We start from the raw sequence: 17,186 nt of genomic DNA on the forward strand, positions 1-17,186 counted from the left end.
CCAAAACATCGGCTTCATCCTCGAACCCCACGGCTTCTTCAACCAAAACCCCACCCTCAACCTCCCCACCGGAACCACACCAACCACCACCAACGACACCTGCTGCCACACCACCAACCCATAAGCAGTACTGCTCTACGTTTCACTGAGACCCCGGAGACTGCCAAGGCAGGCCGAGCCGCCATGGCAGTCTCCGGGCCCTCACCCTCTCTTACGTTTTCCGGCCAGCACGTCCCCAGCCCGGCACCTTTCCCAGCCCAGCTCCGTGGCACCACAGTGGACACGGTAGTCACCTGTGCCCCGTTCGGCTCAGCGAACGCCTTCGCATAGCAGCGCACCGGGCCATCCCACCCACGTGCGCCGGGCAATCGCCCCACGTATGGCCCTGATGTTCCATCTACAAACGGGATTTCCCTGTACTTACATGCGCGCTCTTAAACGCGTGCTCCGAAGGGCGTGCGGGGGATCCGTCCTTTGCGCCGGCGATCTGCCGGCGTCACTACGTATCCGACACACAACGTTGTCAAAGGAAGATTGCCATGAGCCAAAATAGTTTGGATGAAGCCGATCATCTGAAACGGTCCATCAACTGGAAACAGGGGATGGCCATCGCCCTGGGCGTGCCCTTGCTGATTTTGCCGTCCCTGGGCTACATACCCATGTATCTTTCTGCTGCAGCAATCCTTATTTGGGGATTATCCGTGGTTCAGGGCTTCATCCAGAATGCCGCCTATGCAGAAATGGCCACTACCTTTCCCAAGGTGTCTGGTTTGCCCGGATTTGCACAGCACGTATTTCGCACCGAGAACTACAAGGGCAAGTACGACAAGGGCAAGCTGATCGGCGGCTTCACTGCTTGGAGCTACTGGTTTGGCTGGAGTCCCATCATGGCCATCTTTTCGATCCAGGTAGGCAATTATCTGCATGGGCTGTTTCCGGCCCTGGGCAACGTGTTCACCGAATATCAACTCGCTCTGATCGCGGGTGTGGTGATTTTCGCGGCGTTGTTCGCCGTGAGCTGGTTCGGTCTCAAGGATGGCGCAATCCTCAGCTACGTCCTCGCGGCTATTTCCCTCATCCCCTTGGTTGTCCTGGCGGTGGCCCCGTTTGCAACGGGCCACGTTGAGATGATCAACATCACCGGCAATTGGTGGCCGACGGACTGGGCCTGGGACGGGCACCATATCCTCATCCTCTTCGGCATCTTTGGGATCGCACACTGGAGTGCCTGCGCCTGGGAAACTGCGGCCATCTACGGGCCGGAATATAAGAATCCGTCCAAGGACGTCCCCAAAGCACTGTTGGCGTGCGGGATCATCTGCCTGTTCTTGTATGTCATGCTCCAAGCGGGCGTGATCGGTGTCCTGGGCGTTGATGGTGTGATCGCGGAGCGGGTATCGCCCTTGATCCCCGTCGCCCAAGCCGTTTTCGGGCGGGCGGGCACAATAGTCACCATCATCATGCTCATCGCCGCAATGATCCTGATCATCCAAACCGCCTATTTGGGCTCCACCCGGGCCATGCACTCCATGTCGGTAGAGGGTAACCTTCCCAAGATTCTTGGCCGTACCAACAGCAGGGGAACTCCGTGGGTTGCCATGCTGGTTGGCGCAGCCTTCAACCTGGCTTTTATTTCCATGAACAGTGCCGCAGCGATCCTCGGCGCCTCGGCCATTGGGTACACAGTGGCTCACGGCATCAGCCTGTTCGCCTATGTGAAAGCCAATGGTCCTGCTTTCGCAGGCTTGGAGAGGCCTTTCAAGGCACCCAAGAACTGGAAAATCATGGGCTTGATCTTTGGCCTGTTCAACGTTCCGCTCTGCGTCGTCGGAGTGGTCTATGTCAACAGCTTGGAAATCGGTTGGACCCCAACCTGGGTCGCCTTCATGGTGTTGGCCCTGTACTTGCCCATTTGGCTGTATACCCAGCACGAGTTGCGGCGCCATCAGAAGAATGGTGCCACTCCAAGCGCCTCAGCCGACCTGGCCGAAGATGATGCCGCCATTATGGTTACCGATTCCCGCTAACGGAGCCAGCCTCCAGCAGGTCCAAAGTGTGGCCGGCCGGCAGCCGTTTGTGCCTGCCGGCCGCGCCTGGACCACCCCTGTCCAGAACCTCAACTCCCGTACTAAACCCGTCCCCGCCGAAGGAGACCCCCCGTGCTGGCACCTTTCCTTAGCATCCCTGTCAGTCTGTTTCTTGCTGCCGGCACCATTTTTTGCCTTACCAAGGCATTGACGGGCCGCGCCGGGTTACCCCGGTGGAACTACGGTGTTCACGCGCTCATGGCGTTGGGGATGCTGGGCATGGTCTGGCATGGCGTCGATCTGCCACTTCTACCGCAGGTGCTGCTGTTCGGTGTCGCCTCCTTTTGGTTCTTGCTGCAGGCGGTGTCCCGGGCCGAGTTCTCGCTGCTGTGCCACACCCGTTCCGGGAGAATCCGTTGTTTCTATCATGCCGCCATGCTGGCGGCGATGGTCTTCATGCTTCTCCTTCCCCATGCAGCAGCTGTCCAAGACACGTCATCCGTTGCTGCTGGTCAGACCGCGAGTGGGCCTCATGCCGGGCATGCGCTGACTCCGGCTGCTGCATCAGGGTCCGCTTTCAATGTGCTGTGGATGCAGCCCGCCGCGCAATTGCTCGCCATCGTTTTCGCCGTCGCCGTCCTCATTTGGCTGCTGCCGGTACGGCGCATCGCGGCCGGTCTCCGGGGTGGAAGGGCGCCCGGAATGAGGACCGTATCCCGGCCTCTTCCGATCATTCTTGAACGATCCTATGAGGCGGGGGCAGCGTTAACGATGTCGCTGATGTTCGCTGCCGCCAGTATGTAGACCTAAGTCATGCCTCGAACCCACGGGCTGATCCGCCCCTCAACCATGCGCTTCCACGAAGCCCCAGCATAGGAGTCACCATGCCCATTGCAACCCCAGAGATTTATTCCGAGATGATCGATCGCGCGAAGGCTGGCGGTTTCGCTTTCCCTGCGGTCAACGTGACGTCGTCGCAGACTCTGAACGCTGCGTCACCCGCCCGGTGGCCGGGCACATGCTCGCCAACTACGACGGCGTGCTGAAGATCGACGGCGAAATGGGCAACAAGAAGACCTACGATCCCCGCGTGTGGGGTGCTTCGGCCGAAGCCGGCATGGCCGCGCGCATCGTCGAAGCCGCCCAGCAGCTCGGATCGGTCGGCAAGACCTTCTAATGTCTGACGAATTCCGCAGAAACCTGATGGGGCCGGAGCCAACACTCCTGCCCGCCGAAACCGAGATCTACCAGCACCTTGCCCTCGGCAAGGAGGCGCTGGATCTTGTGGAGAAGAACCCCACGTCGTCCCTCCTGTGGGCCATCCTCGCAGAGGAAGCCTGGGCGGAAGGCCGGACCATCGAGTCCTACGCCTACGCCCGCGTTGGCTACCACCGCGGCTTGGATTCCCTGCGCCGTAACGGCTGGCGCGGCGTCGGACCCATCCCCTGGGAGCACGAGCCCAACCAGGGCTTCCTGCGTGCCCTTTACGCCCTGGGCCGTGCGGCCTCCGCCATTGGCGAGGCTGAAGAGCCGGAGCGGATCGAGAAGTTCCTGAACGACTCGGACCCCAAAGCCAAGGCAGCGCTCGAGGCCCGCTAGGAACCCAAGCACGAAAACGACGGCGACCCTCACCAAAAGGTGAGGGTCGCCGTCGTCGTTATGTGTGCGTTGCGGGGCCTGATCTGCGCGGTAACCCGGACGTTTGGGGCGTAAAGCGGGCCTCACAACGAAGGGGTGTGCGTTGCGGGGCCTGATCTGCGCGGTAACCCGGAGGTTTGGGGCGTATAGCGGGCCTCACAACGAAGGGGTGACTAGGCCTTGCGGGGAATGCCCGTCCGGGCCATGGCCTCAGCGTAGGCACCGTGGATGGCGTCCAGGTACTCCTGCTGGCGGGCCGGGGTGCCGGCGAAGGAGCGGCCACCGAGCGAGCGGACCTTGAAGGTCTTGAAGCCACGGCGGGCAATGCTGGCAGGAGCAGCCTTCATGAGCTGGTCTGCCAAACGGTGTGCCTCGTTGCCGTGGGCCACCAAGGCGGAGGTGCGCGGCAGGAGCTGCAGAAGGCGCAGGAGCGGCTTGAGGCCCTCGGTGATGTTGGCAGGCGTCAGTTTGCCCGGTTCCTCGGAAGGTTCAATCCACGGGTACGCGTTCCAGGGCATCATGAGCTCGGGGCGCAGGCCCAGCTGCCACTGCATGCCCAGCATGCGGGTGGTGGCTTCTTCGTCGCCCGGGGTGATGAAACCCTCGCCGGTGTTGGTGCGCTGATTGGAGAAAAGGCTGACGATTCGGCAGTCATCCATGCTGTGGGCGGGGTCGATGTAGAGGACCTCGCTGCCCGGCTTCTGCACCTTGATGGAGTCGCACAGCTCGTTGACCTCGGCAATGTGCGGTTCGTAGCGGCGGTTCCAGAGGATTTCTTCGGGTGATTCAGTCGCCAGTTCTTGCATCAGGGGTTAGGTCTCCTAGGTGTTACAGCGCACCGTTCCAAGGTGCCGCGGGCATGCCGCAGCCAAACCTCAAAGGGTGCTGTTGGGGGCTAACTAACCTTACCGGACTATGGGGGTGAACGGGGCCTTGTTCGGCGCGCCTTCTGAATGCGACGCGGCGTGTTGCCGGCAAATGTGATGGACATCCATGTCCTCGATGCTCGACGTGCCGGGGCGCGAACGGGCCAGTATGTCGCAGTATTGTCGCAGCTCAGGAGCCTTAGTGTTGACTTTGCGTCCGCCGGGTGATGTGTTGAACACAACGGCTTTTGGGGGAAGCCGGCGTGGCACCCCCATACCTAGGACCCGATCCGGGGCCGCAGCATAGAAACTACCGTGGGGGTAAAAGTGGTTGCTACACAAGAAGCGTCAGCTGGGACAACACCGAAGGGCAACGCACCAAAGGTCCGCGCGATCCTGGCCGGTGGCCTGGTACTCGGAGTGGGGGCCGCGATCACACTGGCGGCGTGGAACAGTTCCGAATTCGGGCAAGGCACCTTCACCGCCGGCTCGTTCAATCTGCAGGGCAGCACTAACGGCACCACGTTCACCGAAAACCCGGTGGACTCGCCTGCCACCCTCGGCTTCACCACCAACCCGGCCAACCTTGCCCCCGGGGATGTCGTCAGCGCCCCGTTCGCCGTCCGTTTGGATGCGTCCTCCAGCAACGACGCCACAGTTTTGGTGTCAACCTCCGGTTCAACGGGTGCGCTAACGGGCCTGACCTACGAACTGACGCAGACCTCCGGCTTCGGTTGCGGTGAAGCCGTCACCGAAACGCTGGTGGCCAGCGGACAGACCTTGGGTTCGACGCCGGCAGATGTCACCTTCGCGTTGAGCCAGGGGGCCGGGTCGGATCCCGGTGCGGCAGTAAATCTTTGCTTCACGGTGACGGCCGGATCAACGCTTCCGCAAGCCCAGACCGGAAGTACCACCTGGGAATTCGCGGCCACTTCGGAGTAGCCCGTGGGCCGACGACGAGCTGCAAACCACCGTGGTGCGACGTTGCTCCGGCTGCGGGCTGTCCTGGCCGGGGCCTTGGTGCTGGGAGTGGGGAGTTCGGTAACCCTCGCCGCGTGGACTGACAGTGATCAGGCAACGGGCTCCTTTGGCGCGAGTGTCTTTGCCACGGAATCCACAGCGGCCAAACCCTACGTAGCCAGCGGACCCTGGGCAGCCAATGACACCGCGCCCGGCGCCAGCTTGTTATTCCAAGCAACGGCGATGAGTCCCGGGACTGTCTTTTACGCGCCCTTCGCGATCAGGACCACGGAAAAGTCCATTGAGGGGACGGTGGCCTTGGGGATTCCTGCCGTGGCCAGCAGCGGCACCGGCGTAGCCGACCTTGGCGCGGCACTGCGGTACCGCGTGGTGCGGTCTGCGAGTTGCGATGCCGCTGCGTTCAGCGGCACGCCGGAGTTTGTGGTGGGCAGCGACGGAGCCAAGCCGCTGACTCAAGGCCAGGCGGCCGGCGTCGTGAATCCCTTGGCCGCGGCGACTGCCAACCAACCGGGGGTGCCCACCCACTTCTGCTTCGAAGTGAGCCTGCCCGCCGGGGCGAACACCGCCCTGCAGGGTCATACCGCCACCGTCACCTGGCCGTTCACGGCTACCTCCACCACATGAGAAGCCGCGGAGCCCGGCTGCGCAACGCCATACTGAACATCGCGGCGGCCGGGGGAGCGGTCTGCATTATTGCCGTGCTCGGCGCTGTGCTGTTCAACATCTCCCTGATCATGTTCAAGACCGGATCCATGGCGCCGGCCATACCGGCAGGATCCTTGGCCGTGGTGCAGGCAATCCCGGCGTCGGATGTGAGTGTGGGCGATGTGGTCACCGTGGACCGTCCCGGGAAACTGCCCATCACGCACAGGGTGCAAACGGTGCAGCCTGGCGAGGGTACAACGCGGATCATCACCATGAAAGGTGATGCGAACGCCCAGGATGATCCGGAGCCCTATGTGGTGGACCAAGTGCGCGTGGTGCTCTGGTCCGCGCCGGGCTTGGCGTACCCACTGGCGGCGACGGCCACTCCCTTGGCTCTGGGCGCCACTACCGTAGCGGTGTCCGCGTTGGTGACGTGGGTGTTGTGGCCGCGGCAGGTCAAAGAACGGCAGGTCAAAGAACACGGGCGCCGGCGGGCAGCAGGCAGCCGCAAAAAAGGAGGTCAGGAAAAGAAGGCCACCGCGGGGGCAGCCCTGATCCTGGTGCCGGCGTTCCTCATTCCGCTCTCCGGGGCAACGGGCCAAACGGAGGCTTCCTGGCAGCGGAGCAACCCGGCGCCGGCGTCCTTGGGGGCGCTGACTGTCCCGGCCCCGGTGCTGAATGGTCCGTGCTCCTACAACCCCGGTGTTCTTGGGCTGGGTGCCTACGTGCGGATCCGGTGGCTCCCACCCAGCACTTACAGCCTGGCTGACGCGGAGGTGCAGGCATCCACCAGCGGACTGGGCTCGGCGCTCGCGCCCCTGACGGGTTTCAGCTTCACCGGCAGCAATACCACCGGGAATGCCCTCACCGGCTACGTCACGGATGTGCCCACCAACCTGTTGGGCGGGTTGCTGGGCCTGGGCACGGAGCTGCAGTTGGCAATCGTGGTCAAGCGGTACACCTGGACCTCGCAAGCCGCATCCGTTGCCAGCAACGCAGGTTTGGTGGCTGGCCTGGGCGGCTCGTGCCGGAATCTGACGTAACAACGCGGCCCAAGGGGCACAGCGGCCACGCACTAAACTTCACCGAACCGCCGTCGTGCAGTCCTTGACACAAAGTATTCCAGTGCAATCGGCTAAACTTGGCTGGTAAGAGCCCCGAACTCTTGCGCAGGTCGCCGCCCGCGGTGAACTGCACCGGTAATGTCGGGGCATTCTCATGTACGGCGCCTGACTCTGGTGGTCCAACCGGAGCGGGCCCGAAAGAATGGGGGAGGATCCCATGCCCGCTATCGTGATCGTCGGAGCCCAGTGGGGCGACGAAGGCAAAGGCAAAGCAACCGATCTGCTCGGTGGCCGCGTTGACTACGTGGTCAAGCCCAACGGCGGTAACAACGCCGGGCACACCGTGGTTGTTGGCGGTGAGAAGTATGAGCTGAAGCTCCTTCCCGCGGGCATCCTGAGCCCCAACGCAATTCCCATTATCGGCAATGGCTGCGTGGTGAACCTGGAGGCACTTTTCCAGGAGATCGACGGCCTTGAAGCCCGCGGTGCGGACACGTCCCGCCTGCGTGTTTCGGCCAACGCCCACCTGGTTGCGCCCTACCACCAGGTGCTGGACAAGGTGACCGAACGCTTCCTCGGCAGCCGCGCCATCGGCACCACCGGCCGCGGCATTGGCCCGGCGTACATGGACAAGGTGGCCCGCCTGGGCATCCGTGTCCAGGACGTCTTTGACGAGTCCATCCTCCGCCAGAAGGTGGAAGGTTCGCTGCGCCAGAAGAACGAGCTGCTGGTCAAGGTGTACAACCGCCGCGACATCGTGGTGGACGAGATCGTGGAGTACTTCCTGTCCTTCGCCGAGCGCCTGCGTCCGCTGGTTATCGACAGCACACTTGTCCTCAACAACGCCCTGGATGAGGGCAAGGTTGTGCTCATGGAAGGCGGCCAGGCAACGTTCCTGGACGTGGACCACGGCACCTACCCGTTCGTCACCTCGTCCAACCCCACCGCCGGCGGTGCATCCGTGGGCTCGGGCATTGGCCCCACCCGCATCTCCCGCTCCATCGGCATCATCAAGGCCTACACCACCCGTGTTGGCGCCGGCCCGTTCCCCACGGAACTGTTTGACGACATGGGTGTCTACCTGCAGAAGACCGGCGGCGAGTTCGGTGTAAACACCGGCCGCCCCCGCCGCTGCGGTTGGTACGACGCCGTCCTGGCCCGCCACGCTTCCCGCGTCAACGGCTTCACGGACTACTTCGTCACCAAGCTGGACGTGCTCACCGGCATCGAGCAGATCCCGGTCTGCGTTGCCTACGAGGTTGACGGCGTGCGCCACGACGAGATGCCCATGACCCAGACCGAGTTCCACCACGCGGTCCCCATCTTCGAGTACTTCGACGGCTGGACCGAGGACATCACCACGGCCCGTACCCTGGAGGATCTCCCGGAGAACGCCCGCAACTACGTGCTGGCACTGGAGAAGCTCTCCGGTACGCGCTTCTCCGCCATCGGAGTGGGCCCGGACCGCGACCAGACGATCGTTGTCCACGACCTGATCAACGACTAAGCAGTAGCAAGTTCACGACGACGGCGGGTCACCCTGGTTCCTCACGGAACCGGAGGTGATCCGCCGTTTTAGTCGGGACTGATTTCGACGTGAAGGTGAGTACATGAGCACAGCGACTGACGACGGAGTCGGGTTCCGTTCCCGGCGTGGACCCATTCTGATTGCGCTGATGTTGGCCACGGGACTGGTGGCGATCGACGCCACCATTGTTGCCACGGCCGTGCCGTCCATTGTGGAGGACATCGGCGGTTTCGCCTCGTTCCCGTGGCTGTTTTCGGCCTACCTGTTGGCGCAGGCAGTGTCCGTACCTGTTTACGCCAAGCTCTCGGACGTGGTGGGCCGTAAGCCGATGATCCTGGGTGGAATCGGGCTTTTCCTGCTGGGTTCGATTTTGTGTGGCCTGGCCTGGAGCATGCCGGCGCTCATTGCCTTCCGCGTGCTCCAAGGACTCGGGGCCGGGGCGGTCCAGCCGGTGGCGATCACGATCGCCGGCGACATCTATACCTTGGCGGAGCGGGCAAAAGTCCAGGGATATCTGGCGAGTGTGTGGGCTGTTTCTTCGGTGGTGGGACCCACGCTGGGAGGTATCTTCGCCTCGCTGGGTATCTGGCGCTGGATCTTCCTGATCAACATCCCGCTGTGCCTGCTGGCGGGTTGGATGCTCCTGCGCACGTTCCACGAGAACGTGGAGCGGACCAAGCACCGGATCGACTACTTCGGAGCAGGGCTGCTGACCATTTCGTTGAGCCTGCTGATCCTCGGCGCCCTTCAGGGCGGCCAGGCATGGGCTTGGGACTCCGCGATCAGCATCTCCGTTTTTGCCGGCGGAGCCGTGTTGTTCGTTTCTTTTCTCTTGGTGGAAAGGAAGGCGGCAGAGCCGATCCTGCCACCATGGGTGGTCTCCCGCAGGCTGCTGGCCACCACGGCGATGATCTCTTTCGGCGTTGGCGCAGTCATGCTCGGGATTACTACGTACGTCCCCACGTTCCTTGAAGGGTCGCTGCAGACCTCACCTCTTCTGGCTGGTCTCGCCCTGGCGGCGCTGACCATTGGCTGGCCCATCAGTGCCTCGCAAGCCGGCCGGTTCTATCTCCGGATCGGATTCCGGAACACGGCCATGATGGGCATCGCCATCACGGTGATCGGCGCAGCCGTCCTCGCCCTCACCGCGTCCACACCCAATGTTCTGCTGGTGGCTGTGGCTTGCTTCATCGTTGGGCTCGGACTGGGGCTGGTGGCAACGCCGAGCCTTATTGCCGCGCAAACCAGCGTCGAATGGAATGAACGCGGCGTAGTCACGGGTACCAACCTCTTTGCGCGGTCAATCGGCAGTTCCCTTGGTGTGGCCGTTTTCGGTGCCATTGCCAACGCCATCTATGCCAGCAGTCCCAGCGGTGGTCCCGATCCGCAAACTACTGGGCAGGCGTCCTCGGCCGTTTTCCTGGCGGTGCTCGTCAGTGCCGTGCTCACGGTGGTTGCGGTTCTGGTGATGCCCGCCGACGGAAAGCGCCGCACCAACGAACGGGCCCGGAAGCCCCGCTCGGAACCTGCGAACGATTAGTCTCGAACACATGGAAGCACTGATCACCGGCACCTTGGAAAAGTTGTTTGAGGGAACCACGTGGGCCGAGGGGCCCTTGTGGATTCCCCAGTCGCAGACCCTTCGTTGGAGCGACATCCCCAACAACAGGATTCTCGAGTTTTCTCCTGGCACCGGCGCGACGCGCGAATACGCCACCGGGGTTGAGTACACCAACGGGCGTACGCTGCACCATGACGGCAGCGTGGTGCAGTGCAGCCACGGCCGCAGGCGTGTTGAGCGGGATCACGACGGCGCGGTGACGCCCATGGTTGAAGCGTTCGGTGAGCATCGGCTCAACTCGCCCAACGATGTTGTGGTGGCCGGGGATGGCACGGTCTGGTTTACCGATCCTCCCTACGGGATCCTGCCCGGGACAGTAGAAGGACACGAGGGCGAGCAGGAATACGGTGGTTGCTACGTGTTCCGCTTCGACCCCGAATCCCAGGACCTGGCTCCGGTGGTCACCGATCTGGTGCATCCCAACGGGCTGGCGTTCTCCCCGGATGAATCGCTCCTCTACGTTGCTGACACGGCGGGCCCGGACCTCGGAGTGCCGTTCCGGATCACTGTTTACCCGGTGGAGGGTGGCTCGTGCGGACAAGGCAGAACGTTCGTTGAGCTCGAAGACGACGGGGCGTCGGACGGTTTCCGCGTGGACGTCGAGGGCCGCGTCTGGACGTCGGCGGGCTCGTCAGTGCGCGTCTACGCCCCCGACGGCGCGCTGCTTGCCGCCGTCGAGGTTCCTGAAAAGGTGTCCAACGTCTGTTTTGGCGGGGCTGATGGCCGGGATCTCTACATCACGGCCACCACGTCCCTGTACCGGCTGCGGACGTCGACGCGGGATGCGGCCCAAAGGGACCTGGGCCTCAGGATCTAGGCCGAGGCACCTCGGCCCTATAACCTTGAACTCAGCACCACGCACTGCGATCGAGGGAGTGAACGTGTCCGGAAGCAACCCCGACCCGTACGAGGACAAGATCACCGGTTTGGAGCCGGGTGGGGGAGTGCCCCCTGGTGAGACGCCTCCCGGAGAAGCATCAACAGCCGGTCCCCAGGGCCACGACGAGGGCGGCCCCGGGAAGGGCACTCAGGTTTTCTGGTTGGCGGCCATCGGTGCCGGCGTGCTGCTCACCCTGCTGTTCTTCATCGGCTACATTGTGGGCTTTTTCGACTAGGCGGCGGGGCGCCGGGCCCTGAATGGGGCTGAACTGCTGAAATAATGCAGCAACCCCCGTAGTGGATTGGATGGTGCCCTAGTGCCCTCTCTGGACCTCGCTCGCTTCCGTGCTGCAGTGCAGGACCCCGGCACCGTCAGCGTCCGGGCGATCGATCGTCATGCCAACGCCCACGATGCTTCGCATTTCCTCTTGATTCCGCAGGCCGTGGTCACAGCGAAAAACGCAGTGGACGTCGCAGGCCTACTCCGTGCCAGTGCCTCCCAAGGTGTGCCGCTGACGTTCCGCTCCGGCGGTACCAGCCTGAGTGGGCAGGCTGTCACGGACGGTGTGCTGGTAGACGTGCGCCGAAACTTCAGGGACATTGAAGTGCTCGACGACGGCGCCCGGGTCCGCGTGCAGCCCGGCGTCACGGTCCGGGCACTGAACGCAAGACTTGCGCGCTACGGCCGGAAGTTCGGCCCGGACCCGGCCAGCGAAGCGGCGTGCACCATCGGCGGGGTTGTATCCAACAACTCTTCCGGCATGAATTGCGGCACTGTGGACAACACGTACCGAACCCTGGAATCGCTGACCGTGGTGCTGCCGTCCGGGACCGTCATTGACACGGGGGCGGCGGACGCCGAGGACAAGCTCTGCGCGCTTGAGCCGGAGCTATACCAAGGCTTGGCTCGCCTGGCGGAGCGGGTCCGGAACAACCCGGACTCTGTTCACAGGATCCAGCAGCAGTTTTCCATGAAGAACACCATGGGCTACGGGCTGAACTCCTTGCTGGATTTCAGGAACCCGGTGGAGATCATGGCCCACCTGATCATCGGCAGCGAAGGCACCCTGGGATTCGTGGCGGAGGCGGTTTTCCGCACCATTCCGCGGCTCCAGTACGCTGCCGCGGGACTTTTGGTCTTCCCGGACCTGGAGGCGGCAAACGCTGCGCTGCCCACGCTGGTGGAAACGGGAGCGGCAACCATTGAACTTATGGATGCGTTGTCCCTGAAGGTTGGCCAGACGCTTAAGGGAACGCCCGCCGTCGTGCATGACATAGCGGTACGGGACCATGCCGCGCTCCTGGTGGAATACTCCGCGGGCAATGCCGGCCAGCTGGAGGAGCTTCAGGCGGGCGGCTCGGGAATTCTGCAGGACCTGGGCCTGTCAGCTCCTGCCCGCTTCTCTGCAGATGCCAAGGAACGCGGTCAGCTGTGGCAACTGCGCAAGGGGCTCTACGCCTCCGTGGCCGGCGCTCGTCCCCAAGGCACCACAGCTTTGTTGGAAGACATTGTGGTGCCAGTGCCTGTATTGGGCCGCACGTGCCGGGGCCTCATTGGGCTGTTTGAGAAGTACCACTATGTCAACAGCGTGATTTTCGGCCACGCCAAGGATGGCAACGTCCACTTCATGCTCACTGATGGCTTTGCCTCCAGCGCTGAATTGGACCGTTACAGCGCTTTCACCGAGGACATGGTGGATCTGGTCCTTGCCGAAGGGGGTTCATTGAAAGCCGAACACGGCACCGGGCGGGTCATGGCTCCCTTCGTCCGCAGGCAATACGGCGATGAGCTTTACGACGTCATGCGTACCATCAAGCGCTTGTTCGACCCCTCAGGCATGCTGAACCCGGGCGTCGTGATGGACGAGGACCCGGTGGCTCACCTGCGGCACATCAAGACGGTACCGCCGGTAGCGGAGGAAGTGGACCGCTGCGTTTCCTGCGGTTATTGCGAGCCGGTGTGCCCCAGCAAGGACATCACCCTGACGCCACGGCAGAGGATCGTCACGCTGCGTGCCATCGAGTCGGCTCGCCTGTCCGGGGACGTGGCGCTGGTGAAGGAGCTCGAGCGCGACTACGGGTACGAATCCGTGGACACCTGCGCCGTGGACGGGATGTGCCAAACCGCTTGCCCGGTGGACATCAACACAGGTTCGCTGGTGAAGCGCCTGAGGAGGAACGACGCCGGCAAACTCGCCAACGGCGCGTGGAACGCTGCAGCCAAGCATTGGGAAGGGGTCACCCGAGGGGCAGCCCTTGCCTTGACGGTGATGGACAAGCTTCCGGCAGCCGTGATCAAGCCGCCCAACCAAGCAGCGCGGGCCGTGGTGGGGCCGGACACCGTACCCCTCTACTCAGCGGAGCTTCCAGGTGGTGGTTCCGTGCGGGAACGGCCTGTCCCTGCAGGGCAGGTTGATGCTGTGTACTTCCCTGCCTGCGTCAACACGATGTTTGGGCCGGCAGAGTCCGCGACGGGCGGCTCGTCCGGATCCCCCGGGCACGGTGTGCAGTACAGCTTTGAGCAGCTTGCCGCCCGGGCGGGCCTCACGCTCCTGGTGCCGCCAGGGATTGATGGCCTTTGCTGCGGTACGCCGTGGTCCTCCAAAGGGATGGCGGACGGCCAGGAAACCATGCAAGCGAAAACCGTGGCAGCGCTCCGGCAAGCGACACGTGATGGCGAGCTGCCCATCGTCTGCGACGCATCGTCCTGCACGGAAGGCCTGCGCCATGCGGTGGAATCGGACGCCCCTGAGCAGGGCCAGGCTCCGCTGCGCATCGTGGACGCCGTGGACTTCGCCGCAGAACGGATGCTCCCACTGCTGCCCGTGCACGAAAAGATTCATACCCTTGCCCTGCACCCCACCTGCTCCTCCACCCGGATGGGCCTCAATGAGGCGTTGAGCGTGGTTGCCGGTGCTGTGGCGGAACGCGTGGAGATCCCGGAAAGCTGGGGTTGCTGTGCGTTCGCCGGCGACAGGGGAATGCTGCATCCGGAACTGACGGAATCGGCAACAGCGCGCCAAGCAGCGGAGGTAGTAAACATGAAAGCTGCAGCCCACGCCTCCTGCAACCGGACCTGCGAACTTGGCATGACAAGGGCAACGGGTTCCCGATACCAGCATGTGCTGGAACTGCTGGAAGAGGTCACCCGCCCCTGATCGTTCTTACTCCACGAGCTTGCCGGCCACGGAGTCATCGGCGTCGGCTTCGGCGAGGGTCCGGAAGGAGTCCGGAGCCGGAGGCAGACTTTCGAAGGTGACGCCCTCATCTGTTGACCAGACGAAGTTCCCTTTCAGTGCGGGATCTGCCGTGGGGAAGTCAGCCCGGTTATGCGCTCCGCGGGTTTCGCGGCGTTCAAGGGCGCACTCGAGGGTGGCTCGTGCTGCCAGGAGAGAACCGAGCAGGTCGTAGGCGTGGGCCAGATCATCGAACCCTGCGATGTCCGGGTGGGCTGTCACGAGCTGGGCACGCTCCTCCAACGCGGTCAGCTTCTCCAGTCCTTGTTCCAATCCCTGTTCCGTGCGCACTACCCCGGCATGCTCGGTCATGAGGTTGCGTAGTTCACGCTGCAACCGCCGTGCGGACTCCGTCCCGCGGTCGCTGAGCAGGGACTGCATTTCCCCGCGCGCTATTCCCACTACGGCGGGATCCCTGACGATCTTGGTGTGCGAACGGACGTAGTGGGACACATGCTCGCCGGTAATACGACCGTATACGAGCAGCTCAATCAGGGAGTTGCCGCCGAGGCGGTTGGCGCCGTGCAGCCCGGAAGATGCCTCACCGATTGCGTAAAGGCCGTTCACTCCGGTTCCGTGGTCCTCCGGTGCCACCCGGACGCCACCCATGGAGTAGTGGGCGGTGGGCGCAATTTCGATTTTTTGGGTGGTGATGTCCAGCATCTGCAGGTCGATCAGGGTGCGGTAGACCCGTGGCAGCTTTTCCATGATGGTTTCCCGCGGCAGGTGGGAGACGTCCAGGTAGACGCCGCCCTTCTCGGTCCCACGCCCCTCGGCGACCTCGGTGAATGCTGCCAGCGCAACCCGGTCCCGGGTGGAAAGTTCCATGCGCTCGGGGTCATAGCGTTCCATGAAGCGCTCGCCCAGGACGTTGGTGAGGATGCCCCCTTCGCCTCGCGCTGCCTCGGAGACCAAGGTGCCGGCGGCGTCGTCGGGCTCCAACAGCCCTGACGGATGGAACTGAACCAGTTCGGCGTCGCGGATCCGGGCCCCGGCCAGCGCGGCCAGCCGGAAGGAGTCGCCGGTGTTCTCATCGCGCCGGGAAGAGGTGTGCCGCCAGATGCGGGTATGACCGCCAGCGGCCAGGATCACCGCATCGGCGTGGATCTGCACGGGGGTGCCGTCCACGATGTCGAAGCCGTAAGCGCCGAAAATGGTGCCGTCGGCCACGAGCAACCGCGTGATGTAGACGGTGTCGATGATGGGCACGTTCAACTCTGCCGCCCGGCGCATCAGCGTGCGCTGGATCTCCAGGCCGGTGTAATCCCCGGCGTAGGCTGTGCGGCGATACTTGTGGGCGCCGAAGAAGCGTTGCGAGATGCGTCCGTCCTCCTCCCGGGCGAACGGCATTCCCCACCGTTCGAGGTCCTCAATGCCTTGCGCCGCATTGCGGGCCACCGTCTCCACAATGGACGGGTCGGCCAGGAAGTAGGACTCCCTCAGGGTGTCGGCGGCATGCTGCTGCCAGCTGTCCTCGGGATCCACGGTGCCCAAAGCGGCGTTGATGCCGCCGGCGGCCAGGCTCGTGTGGGCGTCGTGCTTGCGTCGCTTACCCACTGCCAGGACCTGGACCCCTTGCTGGGCGAGTTCGATGGAGGCGCGCAGGCCGGCACCGCCGGTACCGCCGGTACCGATGACCAGCACAGTGGTGGACATGAGGCGTTCTGGAATGGTGTTGAGGTTCATGTTTTCAACGCTAAAAGGAGCTGCATGATGTTTCCAATGAATTGTTTGACTGAAGTCAATGCGATTAGGCTATGACCATGAAGTTAGAGCAGTTACGCTCCTTCGAGGCGATCGCCCGAGTGGGTCATTTCACACGTGCGGCCGAGCAGCTGTATCTTGCGCAACCGTCTCTCAGCAGGCAGATCGCGGCGCTGGAGGCCGATCTTGGAGTGGCACTGTTCCACCGGGGACCGTCCGGAGCCACTCTGACGAATGCGGGGGAACTCCTCCTGCCCATCGCCCGGCGTATGCTCGGCGACGCGCAGACCGCCCGGGAGCAGATGAACGAGCTCGCAGGGTTGCGCCGGGGCCGCATTCGCCTGGGCGCCCCACCTACTTTGTGCGTCTCACTGGTTGCCGATGTGCTGGCCTCTTTCCGCAGCGCGCATCCCGGAGTTGAACTGCACATCACTGAAGGCGGCTCTCGTTTCCTGGTGGGTGCCCTCAACGAAAGCGCGCTGGACCTGGCCCTGGTGGTCACCCGTGGAACGGTCCCCGCAGTGCAGGGCACTGAACTGATTCCGTTGCTGACCGAGGAGTTGGTGGTTGTCTCCGCCGCTGGCTCGTCCTTGCCTGAAGAGTTCACCCTGGAAGAGTTGGCGCGCATTCCGCAGGTTGCCTTCAACCGAAGCTATGACCTGCGGATGGCCACCGAGGCAGCCTTCTCCGCCAAGGGCTTGGAACCGGTGATCGCCGTCGAAGGGGCGGAGATGGATGCCGTGCTGCGGTTCGTGGAAAGGGGACTCGGCGTTGCAGTGGTGCCGGCAATGGTGGTCCTCGGCCGGCCCGGACTGCGCAGTGCCCGCTTGGTCAATCCCGCAGTGACAAGGACCGTCAACCTGGCCCGACGTAACGACATTGGACCTTCAGCAGCCACGGCCGCAATGCAGGAGTTCATCTTCAGCACAGTGGATCGGCTGGCGGCACCAGGCACCGAACTTGCACGCCTGGTCACGCCAGCACGGCGTCACTGATG

At 63.4% G+C, this 17,186-nt stretch carries 14 protein-coding genes and 1 pseudogene; 13 read left to right on the top strand and 2 right to left on the bottom strand.

Going from position 1 to position 17,186, the window contains the following annotated elements; translation table 11 throughout:
* Positions 1-539: 539 nt before the first annotated feature.
* The 4 genes and pseudogenes from AR689_RS10165 to AR689_RS10175 all read left to right on the top strand — a co-directional run bounded on the left by AR689_RS10165 (position 540) and on the right by AR689_RS10175 (position 3,626).
* Positions 540-2,027 carry an APC family permease gene (locus AR689_RS10165; RefSeq protein WP_062069825.1) on the top strand — a complete coding sequence of 496 codons (1,488 nt, stop codon included), beginning with the start codon at positions 540-542 and terminating at the stop codon, positions 2,025-2,027.
* A 132-nt stretch (positions 2,028-2,159) separates the two neighbouring features.
* On the top strand, positions 2,160-2,831 hold the full coding sequence (locus AR689_RS10170) for a DUF5134 domain-containing protein (RefSeq protein ID WP_062069826.1): 672 nt from the start codon (positions 2,160-2,162) through the stop codon (positions 2,829-2,831).
* Between the two features lie 190 nt (positions 2,832-3,021).
* A pseudogene (locus tag AR689_RS22700) lies at positions 3,022-3,204 on the top strand (class II fructose-bisphosphate aldolase); the annotation flags it as partial.
* On the top strand, positions 3,204-3,626 hold the full coding sequence (locus AR689_RS10175) for a DUF3151 domain-containing protein (RefSeq protein WP_062069828.1): 423 nt from the start codon (positions 3,204-3,206) through the stop codon (positions 3,624-3,626). The pseudogene AR689_RS22700 and the gene AR689_RS10175, both read left to right, overlap by 1 nt.
* Positions 3,627-3,838: 212 nt before the next feature.
* Here AR689_RS10175 and AR689_RS10180 read toward each other — a convergent pair whose 3' ends face one another.
* The gene (locus AR689_RS10180; RefSeq protein ID WP_062069829.1) at positions 3,839-4,471 is read right to left on the bottom strand and encodes a hypothetical protein; all 633 of its coding nucleotides are present in this window, start codon (positions 4,469-4,471) and stop codon (positions 3,839-3,841) included.
* A 387-nt stretch (positions 4,472-4,858) separates the two neighbouring features.
* Here AR689_RS10180 and AR689_RS10185 point away from each other — a divergent pair, with 387 nt between their 5' ends.
* From AR689_RS10185 to AR689_RS10220, 8 genes are all read left to right on the top strand, one after another.
* A complete protein-coding gene (locus AR689_RS10185; protein WP_082698143.1) occupies positions 4,859-5,473 on the top strand; it encodes a SipW-dependent-type signal peptide-containing protein in 615 nt (204 codons plus the stop codon).
* 3 nt (positions 5,474-5,476) lie between these two features.
* A complete protein-coding gene (locus tag AR689_RS10190) occupies positions 5,477-6,136 on the top strand; it encodes a SipW-dependent-type signal peptide-containing protein (protein WP_062069831.1) in 660 nt (219 codons plus the stop codon).
* Positions 6,133-7,200 carry a signal peptidase I gene (locus AR689_RS22705; protein WP_082697892.1) on the top strand — a complete coding sequence of 356 codons (1,068 nt, stop codon included), beginning with the start codon at positions 6,133-6,135 and terminating at the stop codon, positions 7,198-7,200. Before AR689_RS10190 ends, AR689_RS22705 begins: the two co-directional genes overlap by 4 nt.
* A 238-nt stretch (positions 7,201-7,438) precedes the next feature.
* Positions 7,439-8,728, top strand: a complete 1,290-nt coding sequence (locus AR689_RS10200; RefSeq protein ID WP_062069837.1) for an adenylosuccinate synthase — start codon at positions 7,439-7,441, stop codon at positions 8,726-8,728.
* A 103-nt stretch (positions 8,729-8,831) separates the two neighbouring features.
* Complete coding sequence (locus tag AR689_RS10205) at positions 8,832-10,289, top strand: MFS transporter (RefSeq protein WP_062069839.1); 1,458 nt, start codon at positions 8,832-8,834, stop codon at positions 10,287-10,289.
* A 10-nt stretch (positions 10,290-10,299) separates the two neighbouring features.
* On the top strand, positions 10,300-11,187 hold the full coding sequence (locus tag AR689_RS10210) for an SMP-30/gluconolactonase/LRE family protein (RefSeq protein WP_062069841.1): 888 nt from the start codon (positions 10,300-10,302) through the stop codon (positions 11,185-11,187).
* Positions 11,188-11,251: 64 nt separating this feature from the next.
* The gene (locus tag AR689_RS10215) at positions 11,252-11,485 is read left to right on the top strand and encodes a DUF6480 family protein (protein ID WP_062073738.1); all 234 of its coding nucleotides are present in this window, start codon (positions 11,252-11,254) and stop codon (positions 11,483-11,485) included.
* 81 nt (positions 11,486-11,566) lie between these two features.
* The gene (locus AR689_RS10220) at positions 11,567-14,407 is read left to right on the top strand and encodes an FAD-binding and (Fe-S)-binding domain-containing protein (protein WP_062069843.1); all 2,841 of its coding nucleotides are present in this window, start codon (positions 11,567-11,569) and stop codon (positions 14,405-14,407) included.
* A gap of 6 nt (positions 14,408-14,413) precedes the next feature.
* Here AR689_RS10220 and AR689_RS10225 read toward each other — a convergent pair whose 3' ends face one another.
* Positions 14,414-16,171 carry an L-aspartate oxidase gene (locus AR689_RS10225; RefSeq protein WP_062069844.1) on the bottom strand — a complete coding sequence of 586 codons (1,758 nt, stop codon included), beginning with the start codon at positions 16,169-16,171 and terminating at the stop codon, positions 14,414-14,416.
* Positions 16,172-16,242: 71 nt separating this feature from the next.
* Between AR689_RS10225 and AR689_RS10230 the strand changes: the two genes are divergently transcribed.
* The gene (locus tag AR689_RS10230) at positions 16,243-17,184 is read left to right on the top strand and encodes a LysR family transcriptional regulator (protein WP_082697894.1); all 942 of its coding nucleotides are present in this window, start codon (positions 16,243-16,245) and stop codon (positions 17,182-17,184) included.
* The last annotated feature ends 2 nt before the right edge of the window (positions 17,185-17,186 follow it).

Source organism: Arthrobacter sp. EpRS71 (genome assembly GCF_001512285.1).
Classification (GTDB): domain Bacteria; phylum Actinomycetota; class Actinomycetes; order Actinomycetales; family Micrococcaceae; genus Arthrobacter.

What these genes read in the sequence shown, in the direction of transcription:
- AR689_RS10225 (WP_062069844.1), bottom strand. Translation starts at nt 16,171, where the DNA reads ATGAACCTCAACACCATTCCAGAACGCCTCATGTCCACCACTGTGCTG.
- AR689_RS10200 (WP_062069837.1), top strand. Translation starts at nt 7,439, where the DNA reads ATGCCCGCTATCGTGATCGTCGGAGCCCAGTGGGGCGACGAAGGCAAA.
- AR689_RS10175 (WP_062069828.1), top strand. Translation starts at nt 3,204, where the DNA reads ATGTCTGACGAATTCCGCAGAAACCTGATGGGGCCGGAGCCAACACTC.
- AR689_RS10180 (WP_062069829.1), bottom strand. Translation starts at nt 4,471, where the DNA reads ATGCAAGAACTGGCGACTGAATCACCCGAAGAAATCCTCTGGAACCGC.
- AR689_RS22705 (WP_082697892.1), top strand. Translation starts at nt 6,133, where the DNA reads ATGAGAAGCCGCGGAGCCCGGCTGCGCAACGCCATACTGAACATCGCG.
- AR689_RS10165 (WP_062069825.1), top strand. Translation starts at nt 540, where the DNA reads ATGAGCCAAAATAGTTTGGATGAAGCCGATCATCTGAAACGGTCCATC.
- AR689_RS10230 (WP_082697894.1), top strand. Translation starts at nt 16,243, where the DNA reads ATGACCATGAAGTTAGAGCAGTTACGCTCCTTCGAGGCGATCGCCCGA.
- AR689_RS10210 (WP_062069841.1), top strand. Translation starts at nt 10,300, where the DNA reads ATGGAAGCACTGATCACCGGCACCTTGGAAAAGTTGTTTGAGGGAACC.
- AR689_RS10205 (WP_062069839.1), top strand. Translation starts at nt 8,832, where the DNA reads ATGAGCACAGCGACTGACGACGGAGTCGGGTTCCGTTCCCGGCGTGGA.